The organism is Flexibacter flexilis DSM 6793 (assembly GCF_900112255.1).
Lineage (GTDB): Bacteria > Bacteroidota > Bacteroidia > Cytophagales > Flexibacteraceae > Flexibacter > Flexibacter flexilis.
Window position 1 is genome coordinate 125,745 of the sequence record NZ_FOLE01000010.1, and the last position, 13,399, is coordinate 139,143.

11 protein-coding genes are annotated in these 13,399 nt (G+C 42.6%); 8 read left to right on the top strand and 3 right to left on the bottom strand.

The window, feature by feature from the left end; translation table 11 throughout:
• Positions 1-79 precede the first annotated feature (79 nt).
• Positions 80-1,423, bottom strand: a complete 1,344-nt coding sequence (locus tag BM090_RS15190) for a toxin-antitoxin system YwqK family antitoxin (RefSeq protein WP_091515293.1) — start codon at positions 1,421-1,423, stop codon at positions 80-82.
• 54 nt (positions 1,424-1,477) lie between these two features.
• Positions 1,478-2,998 carry a lipopolysaccharide biosynthesis protein gene (locus BM090_RS15195; RefSeq protein WP_091515296.1) on the bottom strand — a complete coding sequence of 507 codons (1,521 nt, stop codon included), beginning with the start codon at positions 2,996-2,998 and terminating at the stop codon, positions 1,478-1,480.
• A 449-nt stretch (positions 2,999-3,447) separates the two neighbouring features.
• Between BM090_RS15195 and tnpA the strand changes: the two genes are divergently transcribed.
• Positions 3,448-3,909: an IS200/IS605 family transposase gene (tnpA, locus tag BM090_RS15200; protein WP_091515299.1), complete on the top strand. Its 462-nt coding sequence runs from the start codon at positions 3,448-3,450 to the stop codon at positions 3,907-3,909.
• Positions 3,910-5,106: 1,197 nt separating this feature from the next.
• Here tnpA and BM090_RS15205 read toward each other — a convergent pair.
• Positions 5,107-5,907 (bottom strand): hypothetical protein, encoded by an 801-nt coding sequence (locus BM090_RS15205; RefSeq protein ID WP_143084001.1) that lies wholly within the window; start codon positions 5,905-5,907, stop codon positions 5,107-5,109.
• A 408-nt stretch (positions 5,908-6,315) separates the two neighbouring features.
• On the opposite strand from BM090_RS15205, the gene BM090_RS15210 reads away from it, so the two are divergent.
• From BM090_RS15210 to BM090_RS15250, 7 genes are all read left to right on the top strand, one after another.
• On the top strand, positions 6,316-7,023 hold the full coding sequence (locus tag BM090_RS15210) for a type 1 glutamine amidotransferase (RefSeq protein WP_091515306.1): 708 nt from the start codon (positions 6,316-6,318) through the stop codon (positions 7,021-7,023).
• Positions 7,024-7,362: 339 nt separating this feature from the next.
• Positions 7,363-8,247 carry an AraC family transcriptional regulator gene (locus tag BM090_RS15220; RefSeq protein WP_091515313.1) on the top strand — a complete coding sequence of 295 codons (885 nt, stop codon included), beginning with the start codon at positions 7,363-7,365 and terminating at the stop codon, positions 8,245-8,247.
• A gap of 335 nt (positions 8,248-8,582) precedes the next feature.
• Positions 8,583-9,704 (top strand): muconate/chloromuconate family cycloisomerase, encoded by a 1,122-nt coding sequence (locus BM090_RS15230; RefSeq protein WP_091515449.1) that lies wholly within the window; start codon positions 8,583-8,585, stop codon positions 9,702-9,704.
• A 4-nt stretch (positions 9,705-9,708) separates the two neighbouring features.
• Positions 9,709-9,999, top strand: a complete 291-nt coding sequence (locus BM090_RS15235; protein ID WP_091515320.1) for a muconolactone Delta-isomerase family protein — start codon at positions 9,709-9,711, stop codon at positions 9,997-9,999.
• A 42-nt stretch (positions 10,000-10,041) separates the two neighbouring features.
• Complete coding sequence (locus tag BM090_RS15240; RefSeq protein WP_091515323.1) at positions 10,042-10,971, top strand: dioxygenase family protein; 930 nt, start codon at positions 10,042-10,044, stop codon at positions 10,969-10,971.
• Positions 10,972-11,221: 250 nt separating this feature from the next.
• Positions 11,222-12,004: a 3-oxoadipate enol-lactonase gene (pcaD, locus tag BM090_RS15245; protein WP_091515327.1), complete on the top strand. Its 783-nt coding sequence runs from the start codon at positions 11,222-11,224 to the stop codon at positions 12,002-12,004.
• Between the two features lie 42 nt (positions 12,005-12,046).
• Positions 12,047-13,396 carry a 3-oxoacid CoA-transferase gene (locus BM090_RS15250; protein WP_091515330.1) on the top strand — a complete coding sequence of 450 codons (1,350 nt, stop codon included), beginning with the start codon at positions 12,047-12,049 and terminating at the stop codon, positions 13,394-13,396.
• Positions 13,397-13,399 lie beyond the last annotated feature (3 nt).

The following is a 13,399-nucleotide window of genomic DNA, read 5'->3' on the forward strand; positions in this document are numbered from 1 at the left end:
CGATTTAAGTCAAAACTTTGCAAAAAATTAGCAGATTCCTTGCAAAATTTTGACATTTTATTTCATTAAAAAAGCCAAGCTATTTGGTTTTCTGTACGTAATCCTTAGAAGAAACTTTGTTGCCGCGTCGGTATTGCTCTATCCTGTAAATCTTGCCTTCTTCGGTCGTGTACAGCCATTTTCCGTGCTGTGTGTCGGCCAAATATTGTCCCGTAATATGTACTTTTCCACTTTCATGCCACGCCTTAAATTCTCCTTGGCGGCGGTTGTTTACATAAATAGTTTGGCTTTCCACCTTGCCCGATGCAGGGAAATACGTTTCAAAAGTGCCTACTTTTAAGCCATTTACAAATATTTCTTTGGCTTGCTTGCGGCCTGTACTGTCGTATAAATATTTGTTGCCATGCAGCTTGCCCAACTCGTTGTAATGTTCTTCTTTTTGTATTTTTCCGTTGGGGTAATAATTCTTCCAACTGCCAAATGGCTGTTTGTTTTTGTATTCGGTTTCTTGTGCCAAAAAGCCCGTAGTATCGTGGTAATGCTTGAGGCTGTAATCTTTTTCTTTGTTAGAAAAACGGTATTCGTCTTTGAGCTTGCCCGACCGATAGAAATATAGGGCTTTTCCTTCGCGTGTACCTTTGTTGTATTGCAAAACGCTTCGCTGTACGCCTGTGCCGTACCAAGCCTTTATTTCGCCGTGCAAATCGCCGTTTTTGTAATTGCCATCTTGCACGAGTTGGCCGTTAGGTGCGTAGGTTTTGAAGCCGCCGTTTTTGCTGCCATTCTGGTTGTATGATTCCGTGTCGAGCTGTCCACTTTCGTAGTACGTTTTGAATGTACCGCTCAGCTTTCCGTTCACGTATTCAGCTTCGATGTGTAATTTTCCGTTCGGATAATATTCTTTGCTAATGCCGTTGGGTCTGCCTCGTAAATAACTGATTTCCTGTTTGATAATGCCACTTTGATAATATTCTTTGGCCAAACCTTCTATCGAATCGCGCACAAAAAATCCTCTGCTTTTCAGGCGACCATCGGCGTAATAGGTAATAAGCGAATCACTGAGTTTGTCGTTCTTGAAATACGCTTTTTCTAAGATGCTACCTTTGGGCGAATAAGTGGTAAATGTACCGTTTTTCTGGCCGTTGATGTACAGAGTTGTGATTTTCTTTTGGCCATTTTCGTAAAATTCCGTCCAAGTGCTGTCCTTTTTGCCTGCCCTGAAATAGCCTTCTACGGCTTTCGCGCCGCCTTCGTAATAACGGTTGTAATGGCCGTTGCGGGTGCTGTCGGTGGCCGAAACGATGCCGTATTCTTCGCGCAAGGCACTGGGTTTGTCTTTGTGAAAAGTTCGAACTACGACTTGACTTTTAGCCGAAAAACCAAAAATAATAAAAAATACAATAAATTTCAGTTGTTTTGTCATAAATCAAGGTGCGTTTTGAGGGGAGTTGAGCTTACAACGGAACTTGCTCCAATTTTATTTCATGCGTCGCACACGCGCTAGAATGGCGTTGAGGCTGTTGCGTTCCGTCAGGGCAATTGAACCCAAGAACAGCAAAAATAATACCAGAGAAGCGAAAATGTGCATTCCCAATGGCCATTGGCGCGTTTCCCAGCTCATGCCCACTATTAGCACACCCAAACCGATATGGAACAGAGCCGCCCGAAGGTCGTAAGGGATAGGGTAATATTTTTGTCCGAGCCAATAACAAACCACTGCCATTCCCCCATAACAAAGCATTGTCGCTACCGCACTACCCATATAGCCCGCCAACGGAATAAGTAAAAAGTTTAGCAAAACGGTTGCCGCCGCGCCGCCAATGCTCAAAATCGAACCGTAATGCGTTTTGTCCGAGAGCTTAAACCATGTGGTGAGATTGTAATAAACGCCCAAAAACATATTGGCCAGCAGCAGCACAGGTACTACGTTAATGCCTTCCAAATATGCAGGTTGGCGCAAGAAAATAGGAGCTATCCAGTTGATATTCAGATTTATGACAACAAAAATAAGCATACAAGCCACAATGAACCATTTCATTACGTCGGCAAAAAGAGTCGGCGCGTTTTTGTCGGAAGCCTGCGAAAAAAAGAATGGTTCGGCGGCGTATTTGAATGCCTGAATCGCTAATTGCATAAAAATGGAGAGCTTATAACAAGCCCCATAAATACCCAATGCCGCTTGCGTGCTGTGGCCTTTGTAAAAGCCTTCGGGCAACCAATATTCCAGCGTGAGCCGCCCCAACATTTCACTGACCATGCCCGCCAAACCCATGAGCATAATCGGGTAACCATACTGAAACATTCGTTTAAATGCCTCTAAATCAATATTGAAATTGGCAAGTATTAACTCGCGGCGCAGCAATACTAAAGCCAATAAATTGGCTAACATATTCGACAAAAAGACATAACCCACACCAATTTCGGGGCGGTACAGCCAATGTCCCAGCGTTTCCAAGCCGCTGCCCCAATGTCCCGAAGCCATTTTTTTACCAAAATACAGAAACAAGATATTGAATGCCACGTTCAGGAAAATACTGGCCATGCGCACGGTTACAAATTTCTTGGCGTTTTTCTCCAATCGCAACCGCGCAAACGGAATAGCAGAAAGTCCGTCGGCGGCCATCGTAATGGCCAACGCGCTGATATAGAAGCTGCAATCTTCGCAGTGAATCACTTTACTCAAAGGTGCAGACCACCAAATCAGCCAAGCTGAAACGCTCAGGCTGATGAGTGAGACAATGGTAAAGGCTTTTTCGTAATAGTCTTGGGCTTTGTCGGGGTGGCGTGCAGCAAAACGGAAATACGTTGTTTCCATGCCGAAGGTATAAACCACATTGAAAAACGCCACGTAGGCGTAGAGGTTCGTAATTACGCCGTATTCGCTTGGCACGAACAGTGCCGTGTAAAAAGGCACAAGCAAATAATTAAGCATACGTCCGAGTATGCTACTGATTCCGTAAAGAGCAGCCTCGCCCGCTAATTTTTTTAATACAGACATCTAAAAAATGTATTTGAAGGGGCGAAAATCGCTTTTATTTCGGTATAAATCAAAAGTTGTTTTGTAAATTACACTTAACAAAGATGTCACACCTACGGTGTTTGTGTTACTGTGCGGTTGGGTTCTACCAAGATACCAAGCCTAAAGGCTTTGTTTTGCAAATCAACGTTTTGTAAATATTATATTGCTTCTGTGCTGTATTATTTCCTTCCAATCCGTTAGGATTATAATCTTTGTAGCAAATACGCCATTAACCCAAAGGTCAGGAACGCCGTAGGCGTGGTGTATTAATTTTTTTGATATTGTTAGTTTTATTTATATTTAATTTGTTTTTGTGGTAAAGTTAAAGCCTTTAGGCTTGGTATCTTTGTAGCTTATAATGGATTGTAGCGTAATAAACGCCGTAGGCGTGACATCTGTATTGCTTTCACTTTAGAATAAATGAAATTATGCCAAATACCTATTCTCAGATTTATATACAAATTGTTTTTGCTGTAAAAGGTAGAGAAAATTTGATAAAAGAGTCATTCCGTGATGAGTTGGAAAAATACATGAGCGGCATTGTTAGCGGCAAAAATCAAAAACTTTTAGCGATTTATTGTATGTCAGACCATACACATTTGCTGATAGGATTGAGGCCGTCTATGTCGGTAGCGGATTTGGTGCGCGACATCAAAAGTAATTCATCTGCTTTTATCAGTGAGAAAGGTTTTGTGAAAGGGCGATTTGCTTGGCAAGAAGGGTATGGAGCGTTTTCGTATTCCAAATCGCAGTTGGACAACGTCATTCATTATATTTTGAATCAGCCTATACACCATCAAAAAAAGACATTTAGAGACGAATACATTGATTTTTTGCAAAAGTTTCAGATTGATTATGATGAGAAATTTTTGTTTGAATGGATTGTTTGAAGATACCACACCTACGTTGTTTGTGTTGTTGCGAGGTTGTCGATTTCTACCAAGATGGCAAGCCTAACGGCTTTGTTTTGTGCTTCATGTTGCAAATCGTCATTTGTGTGTTGTGCGGCTGTCGATTTCTATTAAGATGACAAGCCTAAAGGCTTTGTTTTGTGCTTCATGTTGCAAATCGTCATTTGTGTGTTGTTTGGTTGTCGATTTCTACCAAGATACCAAGCCTAACGGCTTTGTTTTGTGCTTTATGTTGTCAATCAACGTTTTGTTAATGTTGTATTGCTTCTGCGCGATGTTGTTTTCTGTCCAATCCGTTAGGATTGTAATCTTTGTAGCAATATGCCATTAACCTAAATTGTCATGAACGCCGTAGGCGTGATATATTAACGCGTGTGGTTTTGTAAGATACCACACCTACGGTGTTTGTGTTGTTGTTCGGCTGTCGATTTCTACCAAGATGGCAAGCCTAACGGCTTTGTGCTTTATGTTGCCAATTGGCGTTTTGTTAATGTTGTATTGCTTCCGCGCTATGTTGCTTCTTGCCAATCCGTTAGGATTGTAATATTTGTAGCAACGCGCCATAACCCGAAGGTTAGGAACGCCGTAGGCGTGATATATTAACGCGTGTGGTTTTGTAAGATACCACACCTACGGTGTTTGTGTGTTGTTCGGCTGTAGATTTCTACCAAGATGGCAAGCCTAACGGCTTTTTTTTGCACTTCATGTTGCAAATCAACGTTTTATTAATGTTGTTGCTTCTGAGCTATGTTATTTCCCTCCAATCCGTTAAGATTGTAATATTTGTAGCAACGTGCCATTAACCCAAAGATTAGGAACGCAGTAGGCGTGATATATTAACGCGTGTGGTTTTGTAAGATGTCACACCTACGGTGTTTGTGTGTTGTGCGGCTTCAATTTCTACCAAGATACCAAGCCCAAAGGCTTTGTTTTGTGCTTTATGTTGCAACTCGTCGTTTGTGTTGTTTGGTTGCGGATTCTACCAAGATAACAAGCCTAACGGCTTTGTTTTGCGCTTTACGTTGCAAATCAACGTTTTGTTAATGTTGTATTGTTTCTGTGCGATGTTGTTTCCCTCCAATCCGTTAGGATTGTAATCTTTGTAGCAATGAGCCATTAACCCAAAGGTCAGAAACGCCGTAGGCGTGGCATCTAAAATACCTAAATACAACAAAACTACCCTTGTTTATTCGTCGGGATTTTGTCCATCAGATTTTTGATTAACTCCTGAAGGTCAATGCCTACGTTGCTGTCTTCTTTGTTGTCGCGCCCGCGAAGTGGGTCTTTATGGATTTCGTCCAGCACTTTGGTAAGATATTCGCCTGCTTTGCTTGGGTCATGGCTTTTAATTTCTTCCGTAAAGGCCACGATAGATTTGGCCAAAACGGCTTTGTAGGCATAATCTTCGGCAATGTTTTGTTGCTTAATGTATTGCTTGGCGCAAAAAGTAGCTCCCGCCAACGAAATGGCCACCGCCGTAATACGCGCCACCAACATACTCACCCAATATTCTGTATAAACTGTAATTGTGTTATGGATTCTCAATAGTTTATCCATGTTGTCTTCTGTTTGGTTTATCAGAATCCAAATGGTAATAATCGCACCCAAAGCGAAAACCGCCGCGCCCACAAGCCATGAATTGAATATCCATAAGAATTTATTCCGTGTTTGTATATCTTGGTACTGAGCTGCAAAGGCTGCACTAATTCCTTGTGCAGAATTTACTTCTAAAGCTTCTTGAGCATCATTGATAAGCTTATTTACGGTTTTGTCTTTGGCTATAACTTCATTGGCTTTTTTCTCTAACTCGGCTATGCGGGTTTTATATTCCTCAATATTAGCAGCAAAAGTGTTTATACTGAGTCGTTTCGTTTCAATTTCCTCTTCTGCTTTTTTCGCTTTGTTTTCTAAGAAAGTAAAAGAAATTATGCTGCTTTTTATGTTATTTACACGTTGGTAAAGCCTTTCAATAGTCATAGTTGGGTCACTTTGATTTTTAATATGTTCCCGAACCAGACTTATCAGCTTATTTATGTATTTGTAATTTATCGTTTGGACTCTTATATCACCAGAGTTTTGTAATATCTCAAACATTTCATTGATTTTATCCAGTTTATCAATAAATGTATCTTTGTTCTTTTTTGGATATGAAGTATTATTATCCCCTAATAAAGATATTATTTCTTCTATTTGTTTTATCAATTCTTCCATCTCACTTAAATATTAAAAATTTAGTTCAAATATATACAAGACGTTTCTGGCGGGCAAAAAGGGTGACACGGCTTTTATACTTTTTCCTAAACAATTGGCGTTCAGATAATATATTTACCAGAAATTTTGAATTGTAATAATCCGTCACTTTCATCTTTTGAAGTTTTTTGCACTATGAAGCCGTTAAGAATCCATTATTTTCAGCATGTGGCCTTTGAGGGGCTTGGCAATATCGAAACGTGGGCGTTGTTGCGTGGGCATCAGCTCACGGCCACGCATTTTTACGCCCAAGACCCGCTGCCCGACTTGGCCAATATAGATTGGTTGGTGGTGATGGGTGGCCCGATGGGCGTGTACGACGAGGCGCAACACGCGTGGCTCGCCGCCGAAAAGGCGTTTATCCGTCAGGCCATTGACGCGGGCAAAACGCTGTTGGGTGTGTGCTTAGGGGCGCAACTCATTGCCGAAGTGTTGGGCGCGAAGGTGCACCCGAACACGCAAAAAGAAATTGGTTGGTTTGACATTCAGGCCACGCCGCAGGCCGCTCAAAATCCCGTTTGGGCAAGTGTGCCGCTTACGCTGAAGGTGTTTCATTGGCACGGCGACACGTTCGAGTTGCCGCCGCACACGCAGCATTTGGCATTTTCGGCGGCTTGCCAACAGCAGGCCTACGCGCACGAAAACGGCAAGATTTTGGGTTTGCAATTTCATCTGGAAGCCACCGAAAAACTGCTGCAAATGATGGTGGAAAATGGCCAAAACGAACTGACCGCCGCGCCGTTCGTCCAGACCGCCGCCCAAATCGTGGAGCAACACTGCGTTCCCGAAAACAAAAAGGTTTTATTTGACATTTTAGACCACTTGGCGCAACCGTTTGCCTGAAAAATCGGGTTACGTTTGGTATAAATGTGCATTTTGGGGAGTAAATGTGCGATATGTCCTATTATTGGCAAAAATCCACCATGTTTACTTCCCGAACATTCCTCATTTTTGTTGCAGAAACATCAAGCCAAGCAAAATTTCGCTGTGGCTCGGAGGCCAAGTCTGCTAATAAACTTTCGTTGCGATTGCTCCCCAAAACGCGTTGTGTTTGTGGCCAAATGCCCAGAACGGAAGTTATAAAATGTGAATGTAAATATCTGTAAATAAGATGTTTATGTTTGTTTTCGGACTTCTTTGGGAGGGCTTCGGGTGTGATGAACCAATACAATTAATTTTGGCATGGCAATAAAGGAACAGACTTTTTATAGAGGCATTTACGGGGAAGAAGATACGCTTTTGGTCAGAGATTTGATTAATGTTACAAATCTGAAGGTTTTGGCTAAAAAGTACCAGAATATCATTAAGCCGCATTCGCACGACAACTTGTTTCAGATTTTTTTTGTGGAGCAAGGCGCAATGGAATTGCTGTTTGAAGACCAAAGTATTCGCGTGGAAAGTCCGTCGTTTTTCACGATTCCCAAAAATGTAATACACGGGCTGTCGGTCAATCCCGAATCGCAGGGTTACGTGATTTCTATTTCGGATTTGGCTCTGGAAAAAATGCTCGCACTCGACGCGGACATTTTCTTTGAAATAGACATTATCAATGTCGTGAAGTTCGATTTGACCAACGATTTGTTTGAAAACCTGTACACGACTATCAAAAAGTGTATTTATGAGTTTGAAAACCAATTGCCCGCCAAAGAATTGGCTCTTGAATTTTTGACAGGAATGTTATTGATACGTTTGTTCAGGATTCCGAAAGAGTCGCAGATGCGCCTCAAGCCAACGGACAACGGCTACAAAATGTATTTCCGACAGTTCAAACATTTGATAAAAGAGTCTTACAATTACAGCCGAACGGTCGAATCTTATTGCGAACATTTGGGGATTTCCAACACACATTTACACCGCATTTGCAAAACAATTGCAGGCAAAGCACCCAAAAAAATTATTACAGATTTTTTTATTACTGAATCAAAAGAATATTTGCGAAATCATAAATATACAATCGCAGATGTAGCCTACAAATTAGGGTTTGAAGACCCCAGTTATTTTACAAGACTTTTTAAATCTACGACGAATATTTCGCCGAGCCAATACAAAAAATTTATAGGCTTATAAGGCTGTATTTTTCTAACATAACCGATACAGTTTATTCTCGTTTTTTATGGAAAAGTAGGAGCAAGGACGTTGTTAATGTCCTTGCTATCATTGTTTTATCTGAATTGTAATTTTTATCATTTTAGCGATATTTTACATTTTTTAATTGATGTGCAAAATGTCCTAAAATTGGCAAAAATCAACTATTTTGATACTAAAAATATTCCTGACATTTGCATTGTAATCATTACAAATAACACCAATAATAAAAGAAATAATTAGGCGAAATAAACGCTTATTATATGCTATTTTATTTCTTGTTTTTTGTAGATTTTTCAACCAAAAAAAGTAAAAAAATGTCAAGCCCTATTATTATAAATATAGAAACTATCATTGTTGATTTGCCTACGATTCGGCCACACAAACTTTCGATGGCAACGATGATGGCGCAGTCAATGGTAATCATCAAAATTACAAGTGATGATGGGATAGAAGGGATTGGGGAGTCCACTACAATTGGTGGCATGACCTACGGCGCAGAATCGCCCGAAGGCATGAAATTGACCATAGACAAATACATCGCGCCGCTTTTGCTCAATCAGGACGCTACGAATATCAATGCGCTGATGTATGCCGTAAATAAAAACGTGAAAGGAAACACGTTTGCCAAAGCGGGCATCGAAACGGCATTGCTCGACGCGCAAGGCAAAAGGCTGAACGTTTCGGTAGCGCAACTTTTTGGCGGTGCTATTACTAATCGTTTGGGTGTGCTTTGGACGCTTGCAAGCGGTGATACTCAGAAAGATATAGATGAAGCCTTGCGCTTGGTGGCCGAAAACAGACACAATACATTCAAACTCAAAATAGGCCGCAACACGCCAAAAGTAGATGTGGCGCACGTGTCGGCAATCAAAAAAGCCGTAGGCGACGACATCAAAATTACGGTGGATATAAATCAGGCTTGGACGGAAAGCGTAGCCAAAAAATGGATACAAGTGCTTCAGGACAACGGCATTGATTTGATAGAGCAGCCCATCACCAACACCAATTTTGACGGCTTGGCACGACTGACGGAATATTTCCATGTGCCTATCATGGCCGACGAGGCTTGCGCTACCATTTTCGACGCGATTAAACTTTGCAAAATCAGAGGCGGAAGCGTGTTTGCCGTAAAAGTGATGAAAGCAGGCGGTTTGTATAACACTGCCAAAATCGCGGGCATGGCCGAAGCCGCAGACATTAGTTTGTACGGCGGCACGATGCTCGAAGGCACTATCGGAACGGTAGCTTCGGCGCATATTTTTAGTGCGTTTTCTAACATGGATTGGGGTACGGAACTCTTTGGGCCTCTGTTGCTTACCGACGATATTGTCGTGAATCCGATTAAATACGAAAACTGTACGTTGGAGTTGCCAAAAGGCGCAGGCTTGGGCATCGAACTCGACGAAGACAAAATAAATAAATATAAAAGACCATAATATTATGTTGTATTTAGCCGAAATGGAAGTACACATTCCAGAATCGTGGAGTGAAGAAAAAATTGCCGACTACATCGCCAGAGAGCGCGAAACTTCGCAAAAATGGCAAAAGTCGGGTAAATGGGTTTATCTGTGGAGAGTGGCTGGGCAATACGCAAACGTGAGTGTGATTGAGGCCGAAAGCCCCGAAGAATTTCACCAAATCGTAAGTTCTTTACCGCTTTTCCCGTACATGACCATCAAAGTAAAGAGTTTGTGCAAGCACCCCAACGCCGTGCGCGAAACCTTACTATAATATTAAATTGAAACTTATTTTTAACTAATAAATACCAAAAAAATGGATAAGCATTTGATTGACAATGTCTTGAAAAAAATCAAAGACACAGAAGTAGCAGGCCAAGGCAACGAACGCGTAAAAGAAGTAGTAGCTCGTTTGTTGAAAGATTTGTTCTATGCCATTGATGACCTAAACATCAGCAGCGAAGAACTTTGGATTGCGCTGGACTGGCTTAACGGCGCAGGCAAAAACCACGAATGGGGTTTGATTTACGCTGGTTTGGGCTTAGAACACTTCATTGATGAGCGCATGGACTGGGAAGACAAACAAGCTGGCTTGGTAATGAAAACACCACGCACGATTGAAGGCCCATTGTATGTGGCTGGTGCTCCAGAAACATTGAGCTACGCAGAACTCGAGACAGAAGCAGAGCCAAACGGCGAAAGATTGTATATGCAAGGCCGCGTGTTGGACGAGCAAGGCAACCCCGTAGAAGGTGCTTTGGTGGAAGTGTGGCATTGCAACCTAAAAGGTATGTACTCTTTCTTCGACAAGAGCCAATCGCCTTTCAATCTTCGTCGCGCTATCCGCACCGACAAAGATGGCAAATACCAATTCAAATCGTTTGTACCTGTGGGTTATAGCTGCCCTCCAAATGGTTCTACCGATACGTTGATGTCGCTTTTGGGCAGACATGGTTCACGCCCTGCGCACATTCACTTCTTTATCTCTGCGCCAGGTTTCCGCAAACTGACTACCCAAATCAACATCGAAGGCGATGCGTTGTTGGGTCAAGATTTCGCTTTCGCAGACAAAGACGGCTTAGTACCGGCCATTAATCGCCTATCTGCCGACCAAGCCAAAGCAAAAGGCATCAGCGAAGCACACGCTTCAATTGATTTTGACTTTAATATGGTGGTGGAAAGAAAAGGTCTTGCACCAGGCGAAAACCACAGAACTCGCGCAGCACTTGTGGCTGAAAAGGCATAATTTAACTAACCATATTTTGTTAAATATTATCAAAGGAGAATGCTCGCCAATGGCATTCTTCTTTGATAATAAAAATAATCATAATTCTATTTTTATTAAAAATTAAGCAGAAAAAAGACTTAATTACTATCAATCTTTATAGCAAATATTTTTTGGTGAATTAAATATTATTTGCGCCACCAAAAGCACAAATAATATTGTATCATTGTTGAAATTAATTTATAGAAAAATTTAAAATAAAAATCAGAAAATGAAAGCAACTAAAATTCAATTGAAAAAATACGACTGCCATTATATTTTTGAAGATTTCGGAAAAGCGCAGACGATTATTTTTTCTAATTCGTTAGGGGCTGATACTTCTATGTGGAGTGAGCAAGTGGAAAGGCTCAAACATCAATACAATATTTTGCGCTACGATACACGCGGACACGGCGCGAGCAGCAGCCCGCAAGATGCCTACACGGTGGCCGATTTGGGCGAAGACATTATCGACTTGCTGGACCACCTGAAATTAGAAAAAGTCGCGTTTTGTGGCCTTTCGATGGGCGGACTGATTGGGCAATGGCTTGGCATTTATCACCCCGAACGCTTTTCGCATATTGTGTTGGCCAACACCGCCGCCAAAATCGGCAACGAGCAAGGCTGGAACGACCGCATCAGTTATGTGAAAACCAACGGTTTGGAAAGTATTTTGGGCGGAACGGCAGAGCGTTGGTTTACGCCCGCTTTTCGCCAAAACCAACCGCAAAAAGTACAAGAAGTGCTTCAAGTTTTTGTGGGTACGGACTTGCAAGGCTACATGAATTGCTGTGCGGTGGTGCGCGATGCCGACTTTAGAGGTCAGCTTTTGGGCTTGAATGTGCCTGTGTTGGTGATTAGTGGCCAACAAGACGCCGTAACCACTCCCACAGACGGCGATTATTTGCAACAGCACATTCCCGTAGCACAACACCGCACCACCGACGCAGCGCACCTGTCGAGCGTGGAGCAAGGCGCGGAGTTTTCGGCGTTTCTTTTGTCTTTTATTCAATAACATTTATTGCGGCAATTGGCTGTAATTCAATTAGATAATATTATGAAAATAGTACCGATTATATCTTTACAAGAAGCGGCTGCTTTGGTAAAAGATGGAGATGTTTTGTTACAAGGCGGCTTCGGCATGACTGGCAACCCTGTTCATTTGATGCACGCACTGGCAGAAATCGGAACAAAAAATTTGACTTTCGTTGGCAACAATGCGGGAGAAGTGGGCATCGGTGGCGGTCGTTTGCTTCGTAACGGACAAATCAAGAAAATGATAGGTTCGTTTTTTACCTCTAACCCCGAAGCCGTGAAAGCGGCTCAAGAAGGCTTGGTAGAGTACGAATTGTTACCACAAGGAACATTGGCGGAAGCGATTCGTGCGGGTGGTGCAGGTATCGGCGGTTTTTTTACGCCAACTTCGGCGGGAACACCTTTGGCCGAAGGCCGCGAAACCAAATTTTTGGACGGCCAAGAGCAAGTTTTTATTCCGAGCATCAAAGGCGATGTGGCTTTCGTGCGTGCTTGGAAAGCCGACACGGCAGGCAATTTGCAATACCGCATGACCGAACAAAACTTTAATCGTGCGATGGCCACCGCCGCCAAATTGGTGATTGTGGAGGTAGAACAAATTGTAAATGTGGGCGAAATAGCACCCGAACATATTCATACACCGGGTGTTTACGTGGATTATTTGGTACAAGCTACGCTTACGGTGGAAGATTTGGGCATTTCGGCCAGTGTATCTTCTGGTCGCAAAGCCTCCGAATCGCGTATGAACATGGCCAAACGTGCGTTGAAAGAACTCAAAAAAGGCGACGTAGTGAATTTGGGTATTGGTATCCCGACGTTGGTGGCCGACCTTATTTCCGACAAAGACGGCATTATTTTGCATACCGAAAACGGAATGTTAGGCGTAGGGCCTGCCCCAACAGACGGCGGCGGTGCTTTGCACTATCCCGTGAATGCTGGTAAAATTCCTGTTACGGCATTGGCTGGAAGTTCTTATTTTGATTCGGCAGATTCTTTCGCCATGATTCGCGGCAAACACATAGATGTAGCCGTGATGGGTGGTTTGGAAGTGGACGAACAAGCCAACCTCGCCAACTGGGCAGTACCGGGTCAAGCGTTGTTGGGTGTGGGTGGTGCAATGGATTTGGCATCTGGTGCTAAACGTCTCATTATCACAATGTCACATACCGAAAAAGACGGTGCACCAAAAGTAGTGCCAACGTGCGAGTTGCCGATTACTTCCAAAAAATGCGTGGATATGATTATCACCGACAAAGCGGTATTTGAGTTTATCGGTGGCCAACTGACGCTTATCGAAATAATGCCAGGCGCAACGCTCGAAGAAGTAAGAGCGCAAACCTCAGCTAAATTTGTAGAGAAACTAAGCGAATAAAGT